General features: G+C 61.3%; 19 protein-coding genes and 1 pseudogene. 5 read left to right on the top strand and 15 right to left on the bottom strand.

Features of this window, described 5'->3' with window-relative positions:
- The 3 genes and pseudogenes from AC1DVM_RS05970 to AC1DVM_RS05960 all read left to right on the top strand — a co-directional run.
- Positions 1–471 (top strand): annotated as a pseudogene (locus tag AC1DVM_RS05970) (TonB-dependent receptor); the annotation flags it as partial.
- Position 472: 1 nt separating this feature from the next.
- Entirely contained in the window at positions 473–2437 is a 1965-nt protein-coding gene (locus AC1DVM_RS05965) for a CHASE2 domain-containing protein (protein ID WP_477252843.1), read from the top strand.
- Between the two features lie 138 nt (positions 2438–2575).
- Positions 2576–3463 (top strand): cation diffusion facilitator family transporter, encoded by an 888-nt coding sequence (locus AC1DVM_RS05960; protein ID WP_477252841.1) that lies wholly within the window; start codon positions 2576–2578, stop codon positions 3461–3463.
- Positions 3464–3482: 19 nt separating this feature from the next.
- Here the strand turns inward: AC1DVM_RS05960 and AC1DVM_RS05955 are convergent, their stop codons facing one another.
- The 9 genes from AC1DVM_RS05955 to AC1DVM_RS05915 all read right to left on the bottom strand — a co-directional run bounded on the left by AC1DVM_RS05955 (position 3483) and on the right by AC1DVM_RS05915 (position 13068).
- A complete protein-coding gene (locus AC1DVM_RS05955; RefSeq protein ID WP_477252840.1) occupies positions 3483–5939 on the bottom strand; it encodes a sensor domain-containing protein in 2457 nt (818 codons plus the stop codon).
- 265 nt (positions 5940–6204) lie between these two features.
- Positions 6205–6687, bottom strand: coding sequence for an N-acetyltransferase family protein (locus AC1DVM_RS05950; protein ID WP_477252838.1), 483 nt, complete (start codon positions 6685–6687; stop codon positions 6205–6207).
- A gap of 11 nt (positions 6688–6698) precedes the next feature.
- Entirely contained in the window at positions 6699–8330 is a 1632-nt protein-coding gene (locus AC1DVM_RS05945; protein WP_477252836.1) for a N,N-dimethylformamidase beta subunit family domain-containing protein, read from the bottom strand.
- A gap of 58 nt (positions 8331–8388) precedes the next feature.
- The gene (locus AC1DVM_RS05940; RefSeq protein ID WP_477252852.1) at positions 8389–9135 is read right to left on the bottom strand and encodes an amino acid ABC transporter ATP-binding protein; all 747 of its coding nucleotides are present in this window, start codon (positions 9133–9135) and stop codon (positions 8389–8391) included.
- Positions 9136–9173: 38 nt separating this feature from the next.
- The gene (locus tag AC1DVM_RS05935; RefSeq protein ID WP_477252835.1) at positions 9174–9833 is read right to left on the bottom strand and encodes an amino acid ABC transporter permease; all 660 of its coding nucleotides are present in this window, start codon (positions 9831–9833) and stop codon (positions 9174–9176) included.
- A 13-nt stretch (positions 9834–9846) separates the two neighbouring features.
- Complete coding sequence (locus AC1DVM_RS05930) at positions 9847–10494, bottom strand: amino acid ABC transporter permease (protein ID WP_477252832.1); 648 nt, start codon at positions 10492–10494, stop codon at positions 9847–9849.
- 82 nt (positions 10495–10576) lie between these two features.
- Positions 10577–11362 (bottom strand): ABC transporter substrate-binding protein, encoded by a 786-nt coding sequence (locus tag AC1DVM_RS05925; protein ID WP_477252830.1) that lies wholly within the window; start codon positions 11360–11362, stop codon positions 10577–10579.
- A gap of 255 nt (positions 11363–11617) precedes the next feature.
- Positions 11618–12067, bottom strand: a complete 450-nt coding sequence (locus tag AC1DVM_RS05920; protein ID WP_477252851.1) for a thioesterase family protein — start codon at positions 12065–12067, stop codon at positions 11618–11620.
- Between the two features lie 68 nt (positions 12068–12135).
- On the bottom strand, positions 12136–13068 hold the full coding sequence (locus tag AC1DVM_RS05915; RefSeq protein ID WP_477252828.1) for a LysR family transcriptional regulator: 933 nt from the start codon (positions 13066–13068) through the stop codon (positions 12136–12138).
- Between the two features lie 348 nt (positions 13069–13416).
- Here AC1DVM_RS05915 and AC1DVM_RS05910 point away from each other — a divergent pair, with 348 nt between their 5' ends.
- Both AC1DVM_RS05910 and kce read left to right on the top strand, forming a co-directional pair.
- A complete protein-coding gene (locus AC1DVM_RS05910) occupies positions 13417–14757 on the top strand; it encodes an aminotransferase family protein (RefSeq protein WP_477252827.1) in 1341 nt (446 codons plus the stop codon).
- Entirely contained in the window at positions 14754–15683 is a 930-nt protein-coding gene (gene kce / locus AC1DVM_RS05905) for a 3,5-dioxohexanoate:acetyl-CoA acetone transferase (RefSeq protein ID WP_477252826.1), read from the top strand. Before AC1DVM_RS05910 ends, kce begins: the two co-directional genes overlap by 4 nt.
- A 34-nt stretch (positions 15684–15717) precedes the next feature.
- Here the strand turns inward: kce and AC1DVM_RS05900 are convergent, their stop codons facing one another.
- The 6 genes from AC1DVM_RS05900 to AC1DVM_RS05875 all read right to left on the bottom strand — a co-directional run bounded on the left by AC1DVM_RS05900 (position 15718) and on the right by AC1DVM_RS05875 (position 22253).
- Positions 15718–16878: a GGDEF domain-containing protein gene (locus AC1DVM_RS05900; protein WP_477252825.1), complete on the bottom strand. Its 1161-nt coding sequence runs from the start codon at positions 16876–16878 to the stop codon at positions 15718–15720.
- A 190-nt stretch (positions 16879–17068) separates the two neighbouring features.
- On the bottom strand, positions 17069–17674 hold the full coding sequence (locus tag AC1DVM_RS05895) for a general stress protein (protein WP_477252824.1): 606 nt from the start codon (positions 17672–17674) through the stop codon (positions 17069–17071).
- Between the two features lie 35 nt (positions 17675–17709).
- A complete protein-coding gene (locus AC1DVM_RS05890) occupies positions 17710–18027 on the bottom strand; it encodes a PepSY domain-containing protein (protein ID WP_477252823.1) in 318 nt (105 codons plus the stop codon).
- Between the two features lie 181 nt (positions 18028–18208).
- Positions 18209–19441 (bottom strand): phosphopentomutase, encoded by a 1233-nt coding sequence (locus AC1DVM_RS05885; protein WP_477252821.1) that lies wholly within the window; start codon positions 19439–19441, stop codon positions 18209–18211.
- Between the two features lie 34 nt (positions 19442–19475).
- A complete protein-coding gene (locus AC1DVM_RS05880) occupies positions 19476–20579 on the bottom strand; it encodes an ABC transporter ATP-binding protein (protein ID WP_477252819.1) in 1104 nt (367 codons plus the stop codon).
- A 9-nt stretch (positions 20580–20588) separates the two neighbouring features.
- Positions 20589–22253 (bottom strand): ABC transporter permease, encoded by a 1665-nt coding sequence (locus tag AC1DVM_RS05875; protein WP_477252817.1) that lies wholly within the window; start codon positions 22251–22253, stop codon positions 20589–20591.
- Positions 22254–22255 lie beyond the last annotated feature (2 nt).

Raw genomic sequence — 22255 nt, 5'->3', positions numbered from 1 at the left:
GACCTGCAGGATCTCAGCCTCCCGGTCGCCAACACATTCGACAGCCTTTCGATCGGCAAAGCCCGAATCGACCGACTCGCGGCAACAGCCAACCTCTGGCTGACGCATGGGATTGGGGTTTTCGGCACCATCGGCACCACGAATTCGGACATCCGTTCTCAAGAAGCGTTGGGGCGTGATGTGCCTTTCATCGCCGATCGATTTGCACGGGCCGGTATTACGTTCATTCACCCCAGCCGCATCAAGCTGACAGTCGCCGCAACCTACGTGGGACAGCGGACCGGCGACCTTCTCGGCGTCGGACTCGACGATTACTGGACGGCCGACGCAGCCGTCACATGGGAAACGCCGGATCGCCGCCTGCTCTTGGGGGTGACTGCGCTGAACCTCTTCGATGCCGAATACGAGATCACGCCCGCCATCCCCGGCCCGAGGCGCGCAGTCGCCGCTACCGTGAAGGCGCGTTTCTGAGATGGGCAAGGCCGCACCATCCAGCGGGGCGGCAAGGGAAGCGATCTGGCACCACTGGGCGATCGCCGCCCTCGTGACCGGGCTGCTGCTGCCGCTTTCGCTCCTGCCGGGATTTCAATTGGTGGAGGCGCGCTTCTACGACATCTATTCGACGATTTTTCCTCTTCGCCCGGCCGATCCCGGCGCCCTCGTGGTGGCCATCGACGAACCTTCATTCTCGGAGGTCGGCCAGCGCTGGCCATGGTCGCGCGAGCTTCATGCACGCCTTGTCGAGAAACTTCGTCAGGCCGGCGCCAAGGTCGTGGCGTTCGACATCATCTTCGCAGAGCCTTCTACCGAAGAGGCCGACCAGGCTTTGGCAAAAGTCCTTGGGCCGGATGTCGTCCTGGCCGCCGACCAGGTGGCGACCCACCTCGACCAGGGCGTCCAGGTCACCCGCGTCGCTCCGCTCGACATGTTTCTCGATGCGGGCGCCGTGGACGGCCTGACTTCGGTTGCGCTCGACGGGGACGCAGCGTTGCGGACCATGCCGAACGCGCCCGACAGTTTCGCCGCGCAGATTCTGCGAACGGCAGGCATCGAAACGCAGCCGCCGCCGGCTGAGTCCCTCATTCAATATTTCGGTCCTCCGCGATCCTACCCCACGGTGTCGTATTACCAGGCGCTCGACCCCGACGCGTTTCTGCCACCGGAGAAATTCAAGGATCGCATCGTTCTGGTGGGTCTCAGTCTAAAAGCCTCGGCGACTGTCGACAGTGGTTCCGTCGATGCCTTTCCCACGCCCTATACGCTGACGAGCGAAAGTCTCACGGCGGGTGTCGAGGTTCAGGCCACCATCATCGACAATCTGCTGCATCGGCTCTACGTGGTGCCGATCCCGCGCATCGCCACCTTGGGGATTGTCCTGGGCGTTGCCTTGCTCGCAGCGTTCGTGTGTCGACACGGCGTCAACTGGCACACGGGTTCGGCTGCCATCCTGCTGCTTCTCGGAATTTTGGTGGGAAGCTGGCTGCTTCTGCGCACCGGCAGAACCTGGGCGCCRCCTGTGGTGCCGGCCGCGGGGGCACTTCTTGTCGTGGGAGCCCGGTTAGGCATTGATTACGCGCGCGAGCGACGGCTGCGGCGGGCGGTGTCGCACGCCTTCTCGCGCTATCTCTCGCCCGATCTCGTCGCGCAGTTGGCACAGGACCCCTCGGCGCTCAAGCTCGGTGGCGAGCGCCGCAATCTCACGGTCCTGTTCTGCGACGTTCGCGGATTCACCAGCCTGTCCGAGCGGCTGAAGGACGAGCCCGAACGGCTGACCGCGCTCATCAATCGCCTGCTCGATCCGCTCTCCGAGGCGATTCTCGCCGAAGGCGGCACCATCGACAAATATATGGGCGATTGCGTCATGGCGTTCTGGAACGCTCCGCTGCCCACACCCGATCACGCGCAGCGCGCGGTTCGCGCCGGCGAGCGAATGTTGAAAGCGGTCGGCGAACTGAACCGCGTCCTTCGCGAGGAGGAGGGCCCTTCTGCACCTGCCTTCGCGGTCGGCGTCGGAATCAACACGGGCGATTGCGTCGTTGGCAATGTGGGATCGCGCTGGCGTTACGATTATTCGGTGCTTGGCGACACCGTGAACCTCGCCTCTCGCCTCGAAGGCTTGTCCAAGGAATACGGCGTGTCGATTATCCTCGGGCCGGTCACCGCGGAGGCCGTCCGCACCGAGCATGTGCTGATCGAACTCGACCGCATCGCCGTGCGCGGCCGGGCGACCGAATCCGCGATCTACACGGTGCTGGCGCCTGACGGGCGGGAAGAGGCCCTCAAGGAAGTCGCGGACCTGCATCCCCGGATGCTCGCTGCCTTTCGCAAAGGCGACGGTGCCGAAGCCCTGCGGTTGATGCAGCGTTGCGTGGATCTGGCTCCCTCCTTGTCCGGCTATTACGCGACCTTACGGAAGCGTCTCTCCGCGGCCGCCTGAGGGCGGAGATCATGGACCCCGCATGGCAGAACGGTTGCACCTGCGAGCGATTTGCAAACCCGAACAATGACTTGGCGCTGGCAGCGGGGGCGTCTATAAGGTCGGCCAATCCCGATCCGCCCTTGAAGTCGTGACAAGATGGACAAGATCCAGAAACTTGCCATTGGCAGCATTTTCGTCGGAACGATCGTTCTTGCGCTGAAATATGCCGCCTAYCGGGTCACGGGGAGCATCGCGCTCTATTCCGATGCGCTCGAGAGTATCATCAATGTCGTGACGGCCCTCGCGGCTCTGATGGCGGTCCGTCTCAGCGCCGAGCCCGCCGACAAGAACCACCCCTATGGCCACCACAAGGTGGAGTATTTCTCGGCGGTCCTCGAGGGCGTCCTCATCATCATCGCCGCGCTGGCGATCCTGCGAGAGGCCTATTCGGGTTTCCTCAACCCGAAGGCTATCGATGCGCCCGCGCTCGGTCTCGCCATCAACGGGGCCGCGACCCTCATCAATGCCGCGTGGGCCTGGGTGCTGGTCCGTGAAGGTCGGCGGCGGCGCTCTCCCGCGCTTGCCGCTGACGGTCGCCACCTGATGACCGACGTGGTGACGTCCGCGGGTGTTATCGCGGGCTTGCTGCTTGTCCCCCTGACCGGCTGGTACTGGCTCGATCCTGTGCTGGCGGCGTTCGTCGCCCTCAACATCATCTGGTCCGGCTGGATGTTGATGAAGGAAAGCATCGGCGGCCTGATGGACGAAGCGCTTCCCGAAGCGGTGCTCAGCCGCGTGCGGGAGGTGATCGCGATCAACGCCGAAGGCGCGATCGAGGCTCACGACCTGCGCACGCGCCACGCCGGCCGAATCGTTTTTGTGGATTTTCATCTGGTGGTCGAGGGCGGCATGAGCGTGACGCAGGCGCACGACATTTGCGACCGGTTGGAGCGCGCTCTCAAGGCCGAGATCGGCGAGGCTCAGGTCACCATCCATGTGGAGCCGGACAACAAAGCCAAGCATGCGGGAATCGTCGTACTCTAGGCCGTTCTCACGTCCCGCCTCACTCGCCGACGGGAAGGAGCCCGAGTGCCAGCAATGCGGCTTCGAGGTCGCATGCAGCGAGCGCCGGCGAAAAATAGAAGCCCTGCACCTCTTCGCACCCGATCGCCTTCAACCAGTCGAGCTGCCGGCGCGTCTCGACGCCTTCTGCCACAATGCCTTTCCCGAGAGCCTTTCCGAGCGCCACGATCGCCGCCACCACGGCGCAACCCTCCGGCGAATCGCTGTCGCTCACGAATGAACGGTCGATCTTCAGGGTGTCGACCGGCAGACGGTTGAGGTAGGACAGGCTCGAATAGCCCGTGCCGAAATCGTCCAACGCCACCGTGAAGCCCGCCTTCTGCAGCCTTGCCAGATTCGCGGTGATCCGCTGCTTCGGCTCCACCAGCGTGCTCTCTGTGATTTCGAGCTCTATGCGCGAGGGGGAGATGCCATATCGCTCGGTGGTCTCCACGAGCGTGTCGTAGAACTCCTCGCGGCGTGCCTGCATGGGCGATACGTTGATCGAAACCTTGAGATGTCTAAGGGGCGTGTCCGACCAGGCGGTGAGCTGCCGGCAGACGGATGCGACGACCCAAGCGCCCACGAGGCCGATCAATCCGGTTTCCTCCGCAATGCGGATGAAACGCGTCGGGGAGATCAGGTCCCCGCCATGCCGCAGCCGCACCAGTGCCTCCACGCCTGTGGCGTGTCCTGACGAGAGCTGGACTCGCGGTTGATATTCCAACTCGAGATTATCGTTGCGAATGGCCTGGCGGAGGATCGCCTCCATGCTGGCCCGTTCGCGGGCTCCTTCATTCATCGCGGTGGAGAAGAACTGGTAATTGCCGCGCCCATTGCGTTTCACGTCGTACAGCGCAACGTCCGCCGCCTGCATCAGTTCATCGCTGCCACTGGCGTCGAGCGGATAAAGCGCGATGCCCAGCGAAATGCCGATTTCAACGGGCTCGGGATATCCGTCCACGCGGATCGGCTCACTGATCGCGCGCACGATACGCCCGGCGAGATCCGAGATGGCCGTACCCGAGATATCGACTTGCGGACACAATATGCCGAACTCGTCGCCTGCCCAGCGACTAACCGTATCGCCCTCGCCGATGCAGCCGAGCAATCGGTTTGCCACTTCGACCATGACCCTGTCGCCGACCGCGTGGCCAAGCGTGTCGTTGACGTGCTTGAACCGGTCGAGATCCCCAAACAGCACCGCCACGCCGCGTCCCGTGCGGCTTGCCTGATTCATGGCCTGTTCGAGACGGTCCCGAAACAGCGTTCTATTGGGCAAATCCGTGAGCGGGTCGTGATGCGCCATGTGCGCCATCTGGCTTGCGAGAGCTCGCTGTTGGGTGACGTCGTGAAACACCAGCACGGCGCCGACTACGGCTCCCGAACGGTCGCGGATCGGTGCGGCCGAATCTTCGATCGGCACCTCGCCGCCGTACCGCTGGCGAAGCGTCGCATTGCTCCCGAGCCAAACAACCCTTTCTTCCCCGACCGCGATGGTCAGCGGATCGAGGACCGATGCTCCACCGTTATGGGCAACCGCCTGGTAGACCACGTCGATGCTTCGGCCGCATGCCTCATCGAGAGACCAGCCGGTCAGGGCCTCGGCGACGGGATTGAGATATGTCACACGTCCGCCCACATCCGTGGTGATCACGCCGTCAGCAATGGATCGCAACGTCACCTCCGAGAGCTCGTGCTCCCTGAACAGCCGTTCCTCGGCCAGTTTGCGATCGGTGATATCCTGGACCTGGGAGACGAAATAGAGCGGCTCTCCCGTCTCGTCGCGAACGAGGGAGACACTCAGGACCGTGTTGACGTCGGAGCCGTTCTTGTGGCGATAGCGCTTTTCGAGCGTGTAGATCGGCCAGCGTCCATCCAGCGTCGCGTTCGACAACGCAAGATCGTCGATCAGGTCCTCGGGATGCGTGATGTCCTGAAACGAAAGCTCGTAGAATTCTTGAGGCGTGTAGCCGAGCATCCGGCACATCGCAGCATTGACCTGGAGATAGCGCCCCTCCGGACTGACGATCGCCATTCCGATCGCGGCGGATTGAAACGCGCCGGAAAAGCGCGCCTCGCTCTCAGTCAACCGCAATTCGAGCGCCCGCCGCTCGCTGATGTCCAGAACCAGAATGAAGAACCCCTGAACCGTACCGTCGGGCGCAAAATCCGGCGAATAGCTGCCTTGAACGTACCGAGGGCCCGTGGCGGTCACCAATTCCTCTTCGTAGAGGATGGCCTCGCCCGCGAGCACCCGCCGGATGAAGGATTCGAGACGGGCGTAATTCACGTCCCCAACGACGTCCCGAATGGTCTTTCCATATACGGCGGCCGGGTCGACCCCGTACCATTCCCGATAGGTATTGTTGTTGAACCGGTAGCATTCGTGCCGGTCGGCATAGGCCATCAATGCCGGAACATTGTTGAGCACTGAAAAACCGATACCGTCTGGCACTGCTGTGTTTCTCTGCGTTAGTGCATCGGCATGGGCGCGGATGCGCCCGCAACGACCGTGTGGGAACGGCCTATCGTACGGCAGGACGCGTAACAAGCGAGGCTTTTGTCGAGGCGTGGGACGGCGCCTGCACGGCGAAACTGTGTTCCGGCAGCGATGATAGGGAACGCGAGGCCGCATGATGGCGCGTCGCGGGGGCAGGCGAGCTTCACTGCTTGGTGAGGCCGTTAAAACGCGTGTGGGATCACGCCCTCTCCTTGCAACTTTATTCCGCTTTCGTATTGTCGATTTCCAACACCATGATGTGATCGGAGGCTGCGATCTCGAAGCCCAGTTTCTCATAGAATCCGATACCGGTCTTGTTCTCCCGATCGACATCGAGTTTGAGGAAGGCGCAGTCGCGCGGCGCTTCGCGGGCGATCGCCGCGCGCAAGAGGCGCGTGCCCAACCCCCGGCCACGCGCCGTGTCGACGACGAAGAGATCGGAGACGAAAATTCCCGGACGCCCCCGCCAGGCCGAGAACACGATGGAATAGAGCACGATTCCCGCGACACCGCCCTCCGCCTCCGCGACGAGGATTTCGAAGTGCCGGCGGCCCAGGGGGCCGAAGGCCGCGAGATCTCCTGCGGTGACTTTGGGTTCCGCGCCCACATGCCGGCCGAGATTTCGCAGCATCGCCGCCACCGCATCAAGATCCGATGCAGCAGCCTCGCGTATGACGATATCGGTATGGTCGATCAGTTCCATGGCGCTCCCCTTTAGCGGGGGCCAAGATAGCGGTCCATGATGTTGGCTGTCACGCGCTCGACCATGGGATCCTGCCGCAGCAATCCCGCCACCCATTCGCAGGTCCCCGCATGAAAGATCTCGCCTTTCCCCATCGGGAAGTTGACCATCATGCCGGCACCGCGCTTGACCTTATCGACCGACGGTGGCCGATCGTCGCCGATCAGGGTCCTTGCCACGAAGCGTGCATCTTCGTCGGACAGAAATTGGTCGTCGGCTGGAATATCCGCGCTCTCCTCCTTGAGAGATGACATTCCGAGGCCGAGAATCTGCAGGCCCTCGGGCGCGGTACTTCCTTCCGCCGGCCGCGGCAGGCCGCCTTCGATCACGTAATCGAGGCCGTCGACCTCGTATCCGAAGACGTGCGAATCCGCTCCAAGAATGTCGCCGTAATAGATTCCCGTCCCCGCGAACGCCCAATGTTCCGGACGATAGATGGGAAAGCCCCGCGCACCGCGCGGCGCACAACCGCCCCAACCCACATAAAGACCACGCGTGGCAAGGAGACCAAAAGTCTCGGACCCCGGGCGACCGACGCGCGGATCTTCCCACGACGTGCTCAATCTGGTCACGTCGCCACCCTCGAGAATGGGATCTTCGGCGGCGCGATACTTGTAGCAGACCTGACGGCGACCCTCGTCTTCCAACCGTGTCTGCCACATGAAATTGCCGGCAAAGCGCGCGACCCTGCCCCCCTTCGTCACATAATTCTCGACGGCGTCGCGCATTTCCCAAGTCCAGTATTCGTCGTGCCCGACGAAGACCACGCAATCGTAGCCATCGAGGATTTCCGGCTCGAAATGGAGCTCGTGCTGGCTCGCGAGATCGACCGCATAACCGCTCCGCTCCGCCCAGCGGAAGAAATGGCTGTCGTAGCTCGCCCAGCCGGATGAGGCATATTTCTTGCTGTAACCATGCGCATACGCCCATTCCATATGTGGATAGCGCGGCGGCATGGCGGGGGGGATTGAGACTTCCAGCGGCACGCGCGGCGCCTCCGGCGGCAAGACCACGAAGCCGCGGCAGAACGGCCGCTCGATGCTCACCATCGGCGCGTATTGATTGCGACCTGGGCCGGTAATTCCCTGATAATGGTTGGAACCGCCCCAGGTGTTATAGGCGGTCCACGTGCCCGTTGCGGCCACCTGCAGGATGCGGCCCGGTTTCGCTCCGGCGGTTGGACGCAGGATGAAGAGATGATGGCATCGGATCAAGCGCCCGTCGCGTCCCTCAGCCGTCAGCGTGATGCGGTACGCGCCCGAACTCCAATCCATCGGGATGCGAAAGGAATGCGAGCTCTGCCAGCCGCAACCCAATACGGAACACTGGTCCGGCGTATCCTGCCAGGTCGCGCTCAAGCCTTCGACGGTTGCCACGGGCGTTTCCACGCCACCATCCCGCACGATATCGAGCCGGTAGCGCTCCGCGGATGCGCTGACGAACAACGTGATCGTGTCGCCTGCGCGATACGAGAAGCGATCCGTGTAGCACCAGATCTCGCCGCGTGCGCCGTCCATGCCGGGCTGTTCGTAATAATGTCCGAGCACGGCACGGCGCCGCTCCTCGTGAGTGAGTCCGAAATCGGGAAAGCTGTTGCCTGCCATCGGGTGAATTCCTGTTTGTACCGCTGCCCGCGCCGACCGGTTCGTACGCGGCCATTCCTCAGGTCGTGAGGTATTTCTTGAGGAAGGCGCGTGTCCGGTCCATCTGCGGATTGGTGAAAATCTGGTCCGGCGGTCCCTCCTCGACCACCACGCCCCCATCCATGAAGAGCACCCGGTCCGCAACCTCGCTGGCGAAGCGCATTTCGTGCGTGACGATGATCATCGTCATATGCTCCTGGGCGAGCTTCTTCATGACGAGATTGACTTCATCGACCAGTTCGGGATCAAGCGCAGACGTCGCTTCGTCGAACAGCATGACCGACGGCTCCATCGCAAGGGCCCGCGCGATAGCGGCTCGCTGCTTCTGACCCCCGGAGAGCCGGGCCGGATACGCATCGTACTTTTCCTGAAGTCCGACCTTACCCAGCAACTCCATGGCAAGATCGCGGGCTTGCGCGGCCGTCATTTTCCGCAGCCGGATTGGGCCGGCGGTGACATTCTCGCCAACCGTCATGTGAGGGAAAAGGTTGAACTGCTGGAAAACCATCCCCATGCGCTGGCGCACCTTGTTGATGTGCTGCTCGAATGCGCGGCCGCCGAGCGGCCGGTTCACCAGCACGCCGTCGACCCAGACCTCCCCCTTGTCGAGCTTTTCCAGATGGTTGATGGATCTCAACAGGGTACTCTTGCCCGATCCGCTCGGTCCGATAATCGCAACGATCTGCCCTTTTTCCACCGAGAGGTTGATGCCCTTGAGGATCTCGACCGAGCCGAAGGACTTGTGCGCATCGATGACTTGCACCATCGGACGCGTGGTCGCGCCTTCGTAATTCTCCACCGCGTTCATCGGGTGGCCTCCACTCTTGTTTCGACGAACTTGAGGATGCCTTCAAGCGCCAGATTGAGGACGTAATACAGTGCCGCTGCAACAACATAGAACTCGAACGGACGGTACGTCTCGCTGATGGCCAATTGCGACGAATGCACGAGCTCCGCCACGCCGATGACAGAGACGATCGCCGATTCCTTGAGAAGCGCGATCAGATTGTTGCCGATCGGCGGTGCCGTGTTGAGAATGGCCTGGGGAACGACCACAAACCTGAGCGTCTGCCAGCGCGAGAAGCCGATCGTTCGCGCGCCCTCCGTCTGCCCGACATCGACCGCGAGAATACCCGCCCGGAGAATGTCGGCGTTATAGACGGCGAAGTGCAAGCCCAGTCCGATGATACCCGCCACCAGAGCGGGGATGTCGATGCCGATCTGCACCAGTCCGAAATAGATGAGATACAGCTGCAAGAGCAGGGGCGTCCCCATGAACACCCAGCTGAAAAGGCGAACCGGATACGTGACCAGCCGCGGGCCATACAGTACCGCCACCGCAAGCGCGATCCCGCCGATCACGCTCACGGCCGACGCGCAGACGGTGATGATTGCCGTCCACACCACCCCGGTCCAGATGATACCGAGATATGGCCAAACGACGCTGAAATCCAAACCCTGCATGGCTATGTCTCCGTCACGCCGCTGCGTAGCGGCGGTCGAGGAGGTCCACGAACTTCGACAAGGCGAGGATGATTGCCATATAGAAGAGCGCCGCGACGGCAAAAATTTCGAAGGGCTTGTAAGTCGATCCGATGAGGCGTTGCGCCGTGTAGGTCAACTCGACCATTGATATGGTGGAGACGAGCGCCGTACCCTTCACGAGCGCCACGGCGTTCACGCCAAGCGGCCTGATCATGAGCTTCGCGGCTTGCGGCAGCACAACGATGCGCATCGTCTGGTAGTGACTGAATCCAAGAACCCGCGATGCCTCCGCCTGTCCGCGATCGACGGCCAGAATCGCGCCCCTCATCGCTTCGGACATGTAGGCGCCGATGTTGAACCCCAGCCCGATCGCACCCGCCGCGAAGGGGCTCAGGTGGATGCCGATCTGCGGCCCGCCGAAATACAGGAGGAAGAGCTGGATCAGACAGGGCGTGCCCCTTATGACACTGACGTAGAATGCACCGAACATCCGCAAGAATCGCGAACCGGATAAACGTGCGCCTGCGATGAGCGCTGCCACCAGAAGGCCGAGTGCAAGCGACAGCAGCGACAGTTCGATCGTGACGACCGCAGCCTCCAGAAAGAATGGAACGACGCGGGCGATCAGACCGAAATCCATGAGCCGCTCCTGGATGCGAGGCTAGAATTGAACGAAGACCCCGGGGCGAGGGGCCCCGAGGTCCGACGCGATTCGTAATCGGTCAACGAATATCGCGACCGATCCATTTCTGGGAGATCTTCTCGTATGTCCCATCTTTCATGATATCGTCCAGAGCCTTCTGCATGGCGGCTTTCAGCTCGGGATTGTCTTTCCGAATGGCAATGCCGATGCCGACGCTTCCGCCTTCGATGCCGGGCGTTGCCAGTTGCGCGACCTTGTCGCCGCTGTTCTTGGCCGCGACCAAGACTGCGACGTTGTCGGCGATGATGGCATCGACACGTCCCGTCTTCAGTTCGAGGAGAAGCTCGGGCAGGCCTTTATAGGTCTTGATGGTCCAGCCTTCCTGCTGCCGGGCCCACTTTTCATGAGTCTCACCGAGCGTCACACCGACCGTCTTACCCTTGATGTCGCCCAGGCTCTTGATGGCGGAACCATCCGCGACAAACACGCCGCGACCAGCGTGGTAATACGGGCCCACGAAATCGACCGCTTTTTCGCGCTCCGGCGTGATCGTCATGCTGCCGACGATGGAATCGTACTTGCTCGCGAGAAGGCCCGCGATAATACCGTCCCAGGCAGTCGTCACGATTTTCGCTTTCACGCCGAGACGTTCCGCAATCGCTTCCGCGATCGACGCGTCGAAGCCGACGACTTTGTTGGTGGTCGAATCGATGAAGTTGAAAGGTGGATAGGCTCCGCTCATGGCCGCGCTCAATTCGCCGCTCTTCTTGACGTCGGCCAGGGAGTCGGCCTGCGCTACGGCCGATGTGAGCAGCAGCGCGACCGTCAGGCCCGCACCGAAACAACGTGACGAAAAATTAAACATCGCTACCTCCAGCCCCGATTCCCACGTTTTCGGTGGTTTGCCGGCCTTCGGGACACCGGCCGGACGTGACCATTTATACAGCGCCTTAGAAGAGGGACCCGGGCATCATTTCGCAAATAGATATTCGGAATAAGTTTGATAAGTTTGATGAATGCGCTGTCGATGCGAGAGGAACGCACATGATGCTCCCATTTCGTTCTTCGCGCAAAGTACCGGCAATCTTGTTACAAAGCCCTGGTCTGCGCGGGTGCCCGATCACCTCAACCCGACCTTACGGCTCGCAAATTCCGGCCATGCAAGCCTGTCCGACGCGCTCCGCTCAGTCTTCAATCGCTCGAGGACTTCCGTCGGAAACGGGCTCGAGCGCCGCTTGTCGAGATCGACATGGATCGTCACCACCTCAAAGCTCGCCGCGAGGAAGTTTTCCTTCTCATGTTTGATCTGATGGAAGATGTGAACGCGCTTCGCGTCGAATGCGAGGGCACGTGTCTCGATCAGGAAAGGTGATCCCGCGGCAAGTTCTCGATGAAAGACCGTGTGCAATTCGAGCGCAAAGGTGGAGCATCGTGCCCGCGCGCGATATTCCGGGTCGATTCCCACGCGGTGCAGAAGCGCCACCGAGGCAATGTCGAACGCCGCCACATAGGCCGCGTTCGTCATGTGCCCGTTAAAATCGATCCATTCGTCGCGAACGGTCTCACGCACCAGGATCAAGGGAGCATCCATAAGTCTGTGCTTTCTAAATGAGGGGCCTACCTCTCCACGACGGTGGCCTACGCGGCCTTACTGGGGTAAGTTCGCTGATCCAGCGGCGTCTGCTCGATTTTCGCCAGCAGTCGCTCCAGCAGGAGCGCCTCGGCGCGCGTTCGCCGGGCTATGGGATCGAAGGTGAGATAGACGTTGATCTCGGGCGGCTTCTCGTAAGGCGGAAGCCGCCAGAGAAGGCCCTTGCGGACGTCATCCTCGACCACGTGGATCGGCAGGGGACCAAAGCCGAATCCGGCGATGATCAGACGCTTCACCTCCTCGAGATGCGAAGACGTGCCGATGATCGGGCCCGAAAATTCCTCCTGCTGCCGCAGCATCGCGATGGGCCACAGGGCATCGGCCATCTGGTCCGTCTTGAACGACACATAGGCCTCGGTGCGCAAGTCCCAGACGTTCAGCCTCTTCTTGCCGAACAAGCGGTGCTGACGTCCGCAGAAATAGCCGAAACTTTCGCGATAGAGCGGTTGGAATTCGAGTTTCGGGTGGCGCTCATGCATCAGGCAGACCCCGAGGGCGGCGTCTTTTCGGGCCACCGAAGTGATCACCTCCTGACTCGACAACACGGACGTTCCGAACGTCACGCGCGGATGATCGCGGTGGAACTCCGCCAGAATGTCATCGAGCAGCGGACATACCACGTGGCTTGCGAATGCCATCTCGATCCGACCGGTGACCTCATCCGGTTGATCATGGACGAGGGTATGCAGGCCCGATACAGCATCGAAGAGAGCGACGCATTCCGCGTAGAGCCGCTGTCCGGCGGGTGTGATCTCGAAAATTCCGGGACGACGCTCGATAAGCCGGCAATCGAAATGCCCCTCGAGGCGCCGGAGCGCGTTGCTGATGGTCGGCTGTTTCAGCCTCAGTTTCTCGCCCGCCGACGTGATGCCTTTCTCCTGCACGATGACCATGAAGGTCCTCAACAGGTTCCAGTCCATGTCCCATACGAATCGGTGCGCCCGTCCCCTCATTGTGCCCGACCATTCTTTTTTTGAATGCCAAGCGTTCATCCTATTTATTTGCTCATTCATGTCGAGCCATGTTTGTTAATCGGCGAACGAGGCCCGGGTTGGCGCGCCCGCGCTTCTCCGTATATTACATATTGGTCAATGTTTTGAATAAAAAATAGCTGCACCAGGATGAATTGTATAAATAAATCAGCGCAAATTTAAGAATTACTATAAGAACGACAGAGCGCAATACGTAGTTTAACCATTTGATCGTCTACGACTTGCTTCTAAGATCAGCCTGACAGACCCAAGACCCGGAATCTAGGATCGATCGAGATGTCCAATCTGTTCTACCAGACACGGCTGCGCCGCCCTCTCCTCGACCGAGCCGAGGGCGTCTACATGTGGGACGTGACGGGAAAGCGCTATCTCGACGGATCAAGCGGCGCGATGGTGTCCAATATCGGCCACTCCAACCCGGTCGTCCTCGAAGCCATGCGTCGGCAGATGGAGAAATCCACCTTCGGCTATCGCCTGCATTTCGAAAACGAACCCGCCGAAGAATTTGCGCGCCGGATTTCGGACCGGATGCCGGACGGGCTCGATCGCGTCTTTTTCGTCTCGGGCGGATCGGAGGCCGTTGAGAGTTGCCTGAAGCTGGCACGGCAATATGCCATCGCGGTCGGTCAGGCGTCGCGCTGGAAAGTGATCTCTCGCTTCCCCTCCTATCACGGGTCGAGTCTTGGAGCGCTCAGCGTCACCGGCATGTCCCTCATGAGTGCGCCGTTCTCGCCCATGATGCGGGAAATGCCGAAGATTCCCGCCCCGACCTGCTATCTCGACCGCGATACGCTGAGCGATAGCGAGCGTGGCCTCAAATATGCGCGCTATCTGCGCGACGAGATTCTCCGGCAGGGACCCGAGACCGTTCTCGCCTTCATCATGGAACCTGTCGGCGGCGCCTCGACGGGCGCGCTGGTGGCGCCCGACAGCTACTATGCGGAGATCCGGCGGATCTGCGACGAGTTCGGCATCCTGCTGATATCCGACGAGGTCATGAGTGGCGCCGGACGCACGGGCAAGTATCTCGCCACTGAACATTGGAATCTGCGACCGGATCTAATCGCTTTCTCCAAGGGGTTTGGCGCAGGCTATGTGCCGCTCGGCGCCATGGTGGCAGACCGGCGCATCGCCGACGCGGTGATCGACAACGGCGGCTTCGTTCACGGCTTCACCTATGCGGGGAATCCCCTGGCATGTGCTGCCGGGCTCGCAGTGCTCGGCGAAATCGACCGGCTCGGTCTTATCGAAGCCGCGAGGGAGCAGGGAGCCAAACTCAAGGCAAGGCTTGAGAGATTGATGCAACGCTACAGTTTCATCGGCGACGTGCGCGGTAAGGGACTCTTGCTGGCATTCGAGCTTGTCGCCGATCGCGATACGATGGCGCCTCTTCCGGTTGACCTCAACGCTCATAACCGTCTGGTCGATATCGCGTATGACCGGGGTCTCATCATTTATTCGCGACGCACACGCGGAGGCCGCATCGGGGATCATTTCCTCGTCTGCCCTCCCCTCATCACCACCGATGAGCAGATCGACGAGATCATGGAGATTCTCACCGAGAGCCTCGACGTCTTCGCGAAGGAATCAGGTCTCGACTTCGGAGCCGCCGCATGAGCAAGCCCGTCATCATCACCTGCGCCATTACCGGCTCCATTCACACTCCTACGATGAGCCCTCACCTGCCGGTCACACCGCAGGAGATTGCCCGGCAGGCCATCGACGCCGCCAAGGCCGGGGCGGCCATCATCCACCTTCACGCGCGGGATCCGCAGACCGGCATCCCCTCGTCTGACCCGGAACTCTTCCGCCAGATTCTCTCGGCGATCGCCAAAGAGACGGACGCGGTTCTGAACATCTCGACCGGCGGAAGCTCCCGCATGACGCTCGACGAGCGGCTTGCGGCCGCCCGCCTCCTCAAGCCCGAGATGTGCTCACTCAACATGGGCTCGCTTAATTTCGGGCTGTTCCCCATGGCCGAGCGCCAAACCGAATGGCGGCACGATTGGGAGCCGAAATTCCTGGAAGCGACGCGCAACATCGTCTTTCAAAATACGTTTGGCGATATCGAGTCGATCCTGGCCGAGCTGGGTGGCCAACAGGGCGTCCGCTTCGAACTCGAATGCTACGATGTCGGGCACATCCAGACGGTGGCGTTCTATCGGAAGCGCGGATTGCTGAAGAGTCCTGTCTTCCTTCAATTCGTCCTTGGAGTTCTTGGCGGCATTGACCCGGCGCCGGAGCAGCTCATGCACATGAAGGCGACGGCGGATCGACTGCTTGGCACGGACTATCACTTCTCTGTGCTCGCTGCGGGCCGCCATCAGTTCCCGTTGGGAACGATGGGCGTGATCCTCGGCGGCAATGTCCGCGTCGGACTCGAGGACAACCTCATGATCGAGCGCGGAAAACTGGCGGCCAGCAATGCAGAGCAGGTCCGCAAGATCCGCAACCTCGTCGAAGAACTCGGGCACCGCGTCGCGACGCCGAGTGAGGTCCGCGAAATGCTGGAGCTCAAAGGCGCTGCCTCCGTCGCAGCCTGACGGTGAGGCGGAATGATTCACGGTTGTCGTCGGCCTAATCGCCGATTGGGGAGCTCTGGTCGGTTCTGGCTGCCCTGAATGAAATCACACGGTTGCGGCCGCTGGCCTTTGCGCGATAGAGGGCGAGGTCCGCCTGTTGAATGAGTTGCTGAGCCGTTGCGTTGCGCGCCGTGGCGCAGCCGACGCTCACTGTGGCGCCGACGGGTAAGCCTCGTGCGATAATCCCCGTGGAAGCGAAGGATCGCCTGATCGAATCGGCTAAAGCCTGAGCAGCTTCCTCGGACAAGGGCGTGATGGCGGCAAATTCCTCGCCGCCCATTCTGCCGAATGCCCCTTCGGGGAGATGGTCGGCCAAGAGGCGGCCAAAAACGACCAGGACAGTGTCGCCGATGTCATGACCGAAATTGTCATTGAGGTTCTTGAAGCCGTCGAGGTCGAATACCATGCAGCTGACCGGTCCGTTGCCGGCTCGGGAAATGATCGTGGCCGCATCCCGGAAGAAGGCCCGACGGTTTGGAATTCCCGTCAGTGGATCGACCAATGCCGCTTGCTTGTTTTCGAATTCACTCTGCTCCTTGGCGAGCGACAGAAAGACGAAGGCTATTGCGGGGATCAGCGCCACGAGGGTGAGCGCCATGTGGGATGACCACCGAGTCGCGAACGCATCGATCCAGAAGACATGGGTGAGGGAGAATCCCAACGTCCCGCGGAAGCCATTGAACACGGCGAGAGCGCACAGGAGCCCAATCAGAAGAACCTGGGACGTCAATTTTTGACGGGCATGACGCCAAAGCTCCCATGCCGACAAACCGGAATAGAGGGCCGCGATTGCCGACATGACCGCCAGGCGTGCGCCAGAATTTCCGGAGATCAACGGGAATACAAGGCACCAGAGAACAGGTCCGCCGATCAATGCGAGCAGCTTGACAGTTCTTCCGTTGAACGAGCGGCAACCTGAATAGAGCACACTATAGGCAAACGCCATGAAGGTGTTTGCGATAAGCAGGTTCAGGGCGGATGGCTTTCCCCCAGTTGTGACCATGCCCATTGCAATCGCAACCAGCAACAGGGATGTGCCCCACCAGGCGAGCGCATCCACGTCTCGGCTGAGAGACCAGGAGAAAATCAGCAGGGCTCCCAAAACCGTCGTTATGAGGAGAAACACCACACCGAGAGTTATAAGATCAAGGGTCATTCGCGAGCATATCAAGCAGCGGGGCAGATTTACCCCCGGGATTGCTCAAGCGGATAATGAAATGCAGGCCGAGGCGCAACTTCAGGGCATCCAAAGCTTTAGGCGCTAAGGACGCACCCTTTGCTGGATCGATTGGTGCCCGACAGAATATGGGGCCTCCGTTTCCGAAGGCCCCATATCCGGACGTTGATCAGAGATTCGTATAACGGCTACGCTCTCTGATGACTTCGTCGGGAGAATAGACCGGCGCATTGGCGTCGAAACGGGACCAGCCGGCCTGACGGTAGGCCTCGCCGCGCGCACTCATGTCCACGGACTTGTGACGCTGCAGAATGGACTGTGCTTCGCTGGCGCGCGCATCGTCGACCTTAGCAGTCACGAGCGTTCCACCGCGCCGCACCCCTTCGGCATAGACGTGCGCATCGTTCTCAGGAACACCTGCGTCCGTCAGGGCGCCGACAATGCCACCCGCGGCGCCACCGACCGCGGCGCCCGCTGCCGCGCCGACGGCCGTCGCTGCGAGCCAGCCTGCTGCGACGACGGGGCCAACGCCCGGAATCGCCATCAAGCCGAGACCGGTCAGAAGTCCGCCGACGCCACCGACGGCAGCGCCGATCCCAGCGCCCTTGCCGGCGTCATCGGCAGCCTCGGAAACGTCGTGGCTCTTGTGCCAGTTATCCGAGTTGTTTGCGACGATGCTGATATCAGAATGAGTGATGCCGGCGGCCTCGAGGGCGTTTACGGCGGCGGAAGCGGCATCATAGGTGTCGTAGAGAGCCGAGACGGTCTTGGTCATGGAATGGAGTCCTTTGATATGTACGGGTTCGGCAATTACTTGGCGAAAACGTTGCCCTGATAGTCGAGGCTTACCTCGTGAGACTTGCCTGACTTGGAGGCTTTTCCGCGCCACACACCGTCCTTGTCTTTGACGAGCGCCGAGACGCTCGCATAACCTGCCGCCTCGATCCGCGACTTTGCCTGTGCCTCGGTGAAGCTGTTGGCACCTGCGGCTGGAGCGGCCGGCTTGTCTGTGCTCGGCGTCGCGACTGCGGGAGTGTTGGGGTTGGCGTTGGCAGGAGGCGAGCCGGCCTGCGCGAGTGCTGCACCCGCGGTCAAACAAAGAACGGCGGCGGCAAGGACCTGTTTCATTTAGTGATGCTCCAATGGTCAGTTTGTGAGCATCGAGAACGCCAAATAGTTAAGTTCGTTCCGCCTGATAAGTAGCGGTTTTCCTATTGCGTCGTCGATCGGTCCTTCGGATTTCGGCGAATCCGGACATCATTCACGGTACCCGGTTGGCGTACTCCACCTGCCACCCGGTCGAATTCGATCACACCAATTCTATCTCATCACGGAAGCTGGTGCCGATCTCCGGCGCGTCGACGTCGAAGATATCCGCCACCGTCGCGGCAATATCCGCAAGACTCTCACGCATGAAAATTCCGCGCGGCTTTATGTTTGGAGTCCAGACCAGGAGAGGAGTGAACTCCCGCGTGTGCTTGTCGTGGCCGATAGTCGGGTCATTGCCGTGATCGCCGGTGACGATCAGGAGATCGCGCGGGCCGAGCATGCCCATGATGCGCCCGATGCCCTGGTCGGACAGGCGCAGGCATGAAGCGTACCGCTCAGCGCTCTCGTCGTGCCCCGCAAGATCGGTCTCCTGAATGTTGATCGCCACAAGACCGCGCCTTACCCGCGCCAGCGACGCATAGGTGGCGTCGAGGACAGGTTGGGTCAGGACATGGGGCTCCTTATGCGCACCCTCGCAGGTGATCACATCGGCGACTTTCCCGATCAGTTCCACCTCGAACCCGGCTTTCTTGAGAATCGTCGGAACCTGCACGTTCGGATTGGTGCCGCTCGTCAAATGCCGTACCACGTAGTTGCTCGTATAGAGGCCGAGAGCCACGTTGTTGACGCCGCATTGACCCGTCGGTCTGTGCTCCGTGCAGCGGCGTATGTCGGCTGCCTTGAAGCCGTATCCGCCCATGGCAACCACCCTGCGCACCCGCGCGACGGAACGCAGGATTTCCCCGACCGCGACGATCTCGTCGTAGGATTGGTCCTCGATCGATCCGACGCAGTGATAGGTCTGGTACGGATCGCTCTCCAGATTGTCGCCACAGATCATCCGGCCGTCGACGAACAGTGCCGCGAGCCCTTCGCCTGCCGGCGCGACATGGTGACCATGCCGACGCAAAGCGGCTGCGACATCGTCCCGGACCGCTTCGAACAATTCTTCGGGCATGTCGGGCACACGTGAGCCCATGATGACCTGGTGTCCGAGATAGGTATCGGCGCCCTTGTAGCCCAACGAACAGACGCTATGGACCGCGATGGGATGAGTATCGATGCGAAGGCCCGACTGAGGCGCAATCGTCCCGAGACCCAGGCGTTCGAGATTGGGAAGCGAGAGGCCGCCGACGGCCTCGACGACATGGCGCAAGGTGTTCGACCCGACATCGTTCGGCCGCACCAGATGGACATCGGGCATCGCCCCGAGCCCGAGCGCGTCGAGAACGAGAATGATCACACGATCGAATTGCGGTTGAACGGCACTCATGAGGAATGTTCGCCTTGTCGTTTCCTGATGAAGATCAGGCGGGCAGATTACCTTCGCGGGGCAGGATGTGGATTGCGTCCGCGGTGAAATCGATTGCCACGCCATCGCCTTCGTTGATCTTCCAACTTTTGCCGAGCGCCGAGCGGACGGCAGTGACCAACGTGGGTCCGACGCGAATACGATATTCGGTCTGGTCCCCCAGATACTCCACCTCTTCCACCTGCCCCAGCAGCCCACCGGTCTCCGGCGGGCGCAGGATGACGGCCTCCGGCCGCACCAGGGCCAGCATGTCCGCCTGCTCCGGTTCTTGCGCTGCCGGTACACGCAGCGTCTGGCCGAGGACAACCACGGTGGCAATGCCGGCCTCGAAAGCGGCGACATGGGCCGGGAGCGCATTCACCTTTCCGACGAACTGCGCCACGAACAAGGTGGCGGGCCTCGCGTAGATTTCCTCAGGGGGACCGATCTGCTCGATCTTTCCCGCGCGCATGACGGCGATGCGATCCGACAGGCTCATGGCTTCATCCTGATCGTGCGTCACGAAGAGGGCCGTCGTGCCAAGCCGGCGCTGCAACCGGCGCAGTTCCGACCGTACCTGAACCCTCAGCTTGGCGTCCAGATTCGACAGGGGTTCGTCAAACAGCAGAAGATCCGGTTTCATGACGAGCGCACGGGCCACTGCGACACGCTGCTGCTGCCCTCCGGACAATTGCCCGGGCAATCTGGGGCCATATTCATCGAGGCCTACGGCAGAAAGCGCGCCCGCTACATCCTCCCGGATTTGCACATCCGGGACGCGGCGAAGCCGCAGCGAATAAGCCACGTTCTCGAACACACTCATGTGGGGAAACAAGGCGTAATTCTGAAAAACGAGACCGATGCGGCGATGGTGGGCCGGCAATCTCGCGATCGATCGAGAATCGAGCAGGATCTCCCCTTCCTCGAACTCCTCCAAGCCCGCGAGCGTTCGAAGAACCGTCGTCTTGCCGCAGCCGGACGGCCCAAGGAGAGTGACGAACTCGCCGGGTGCCAGATCGAGATCAAAATCGGTCACCACGGGGAGGCGGCGCCCGCGACCGATTCGATATGACTTGTTGAGACCCTGGATGGAGAGAGCCTTGGCTGGTGCGATATCCATGATGTGTTCCTATCGCGCTTCGCGCCAGTCGCGGCCGAGCAGCCTGGGGACGCCGTGGATGACGAGCAGCACCATCAGCACGACGATGACGCTGAGCGCAGCCGCCTCGCCCACATCGCCCCGATCCATCTGAGACAGGATCGTCGGCGTCACGAGGGACCAATGAGGCGACACAACGAAGATGACCGCGCTTAAGGTCGTCACGCTTCGGGTGAACGAAAAGATCATGCCGGCAAGCAACGCGGGTCGCACGAGAGGCAGTAGGATTCGCCACAGCGTCTGTCCGGATGTGGCACCCATGGTCGTCGAGGCTTCGTCGAGCGATCGGTTGATCTGATCGAGGGCAGCGACACCGGAGCGGATGCCATACGGCAAGGTCCGCACCGCGAAGGCCACGATAATGATGAGTGCTGTCCCGGTCAGCATCAGGGGCGGACCGTTGAACGCCAGACCGAACGCGAGACCGATGACGGTGCCGGGAATCGCAAGCGGCAGGTTGGCGACGAAATCCAGCAATGATCGACCGTGAACCCGGCTTCTGGCGACGATCCAGGCGATCACGAGCCCAAGGACGACCGACAGGAGGGACGCGATGATGCCGAGAGTGAGGGTATCGAGGAGGGCCCCGCGCGATTTTGTCAAGGCGGCAACGAAGTGCTTGGTGGTGAACGTATAGTTGATCCCGAACAATTGCGTCGTCGCGCCCGCGATGACCGTCGCATATTGGAGACAGATGACGAGCGTGATCGTTCCGACGAACAGGAGGGCGGCAGCCTGGACGCCACGATGGCGGATCTCGCGGTGGCGGCTTGACCCTTTCGCACCGACCGTCGCGAACGACGTGCGGGCCGACAGGGCCTTATGCGCGAAGAACATCAAGACCGCCGGGATAAGAAGCAGCACCGCGAGCGCCGCGCCTTGCGGGATATCGTACATGCCAATGATGGTCTGATAGATCTGGGAAGACATCACCGGAAAATCACCGCCGAGCAACAGCGGGTTGCCGAGATCGGCAAAGGAGTAGCTGAGCATGAGGAGCGCCGAGCCGGCGAGGCCCGGCACCAGCAGCGGCAGACTGATCGTCGTCAACACCCGCCATCCATTCGCACCCATGGTCGCCGCCGCCTCCTCCAGAGAGGCATCGAGGCCGCGGAAGAGATTGAGCATGAGGAGATAGGCGAAAGGAAAATAAGAGATGAGCTGGGCTATCACCAGGCCCTTGAAACCGTAGAGCCCGGTTGTCTGGATGCCGAGCAGCTCGTTGGTGATCAGCCCCCGGCGGCCATAGAGCAAGATCAGCCCGAGCGCCATCAGGATTGGCGGCGAAATGGTCGGTAGCAATGCAAAGAAATGCCAAACCGACTTGCCTGGAATGGCCACGCGCGTCATCGCATAGGCATAGAGCGTGGCAAGAATGGTGCCGAGGATCGCGACCGTCCCGCCGAGCAGGAGGGTGTTCCAGAAGACCTTCCGGTTGAATGGGTCGGCCACGATGGCGCTTAAGGTTGCCAGCGAAACGCGCCCATCGACCACGAACGCGCGGGCGAACAGGTCGATCATCGGATAGGCGGTGAAGACCAAGAGAAACACAGCCACAACCGGGTAGAGGACGTACAGCGTCCAATCCCGGCTGTGTTTGTTCCCGGTCACGCTCGCAAGCGCGATCGAAGACATGG

The sequence above is a fragment of the Microvirga sp. P4_A5 genome (genome assembly GCF_056402495.1).
This window is presented reverse-complemented; position numbering and strand designations above follow the sequence as displayed.

Excerpts from the sequence above, each read along its gene's own strand:
- AC1DVM_RS05875 (WP_477252817.1), bottom strand. The coding sequence starts at position 22,253 with ATGTCTTCGATCGCGCTTGCGAGCGTGACCGGGAACAAACACAGCCGG.
- AC1DVM_RS05880 (WP_477252819.1), bottom strand. The coding sequence starts at position 20,579 with ATGGATATCGCACCAGCCAAGGCTCTCTCCATCCAGGGTCTCAACAAG.
- AC1DVM_RS05935 (WP_477252835.1), bottom strand. The coding sequence starts at position 9,833 with ATGCAGGGTTTGGATTTCAGCGTCGTTTGGCCATATCTCGGTATCATC.
- AC1DVM_RS05890 (WP_477252823.1), bottom strand. The coding sequence starts at position 18,027 with ATGAAACAGGTCCTTGCCGCCGCCGTTCTTTGTTTGACCGCGGGTGCA.
- AC1DVM_RS05945 (WP_477252836.1), bottom strand. The coding sequence starts at position 8,330 with ATGGCAGGCAACAGCTTTCCCGATTTCGGACTCACTCACGAGGAGCGG.
- AC1DVM_RS05925 (WP_477252830.1), bottom strand. The coding sequence starts at position 11,362 with ATGTTTAATTTTTCGTCACGTTGTTTCGGTGCGGGCCTGACGGTCGCG.
- AC1DVM_RS05950 (WP_477252838.1), bottom strand. The coding sequence starts at position 6,687 with ATGGAACTGATCGACCATACCGATATCGTCATACGCGAGGCTGCTGCA.
- AC1DVM_RS05915 (WP_477252828.1), bottom strand. The coding sequence starts at position 13,068 with ATGGACTGGAACCTGTTGAGGACCTTCATGGTCATCGTGCAGGAGAAA.
- AC1DVM_RS05940 (WP_477252852.1), bottom strand. The coding sequence starts at position 9,135 with ATGGTGCAAGTCATCGATGCGCACAAGTCCTTCGGCTCGGTCGAGATC.
- AC1DVM_RS05930 (WP_477252832.1), bottom strand. The coding sequence starts at position 10,494 with ATGGATTTCGGTCTGATCGCCCGCGTCGTTCCATTCTTTCTGGAGGCT.
- AC1DVM_RS05910 (WP_477252827.1), top strand. The coding sequence starts at position 13,417 with ATGTCCAATCTGTTCTACCAGACACGGCTGCGCCGCCCTCTCCTCGAC.
- kce (WP_477252826.1), top strand. The coding sequence starts at position 14,754 with ATGAGCAAGCCCGTCATCATCACCTGCGCCATTACCGGCTCCATTCAC.
- AC1DVM_RS05885 (WP_477252821.1), bottom strand. The coding sequence starts at position 19,441 with ATGAGTGCCGTTCAACCGCAATTCGATCGTGTGATCATTCTCGTTCTC.
- AC1DVM_RS05895 (WP_477252824.1), bottom strand. The coding sequence starts at position 17,674 with ATGACCAAGACCGTCTCGGCTCTCTACGACACCTATGATGCCGCTTCC.
- AC1DVM_RS05900 (WP_477252825.1), bottom strand. The coding sequence starts at position 16,878 with ATGACCCTTGATCTTATAACTCTCGGTGTGGTGTTTCTCCTCATAACG.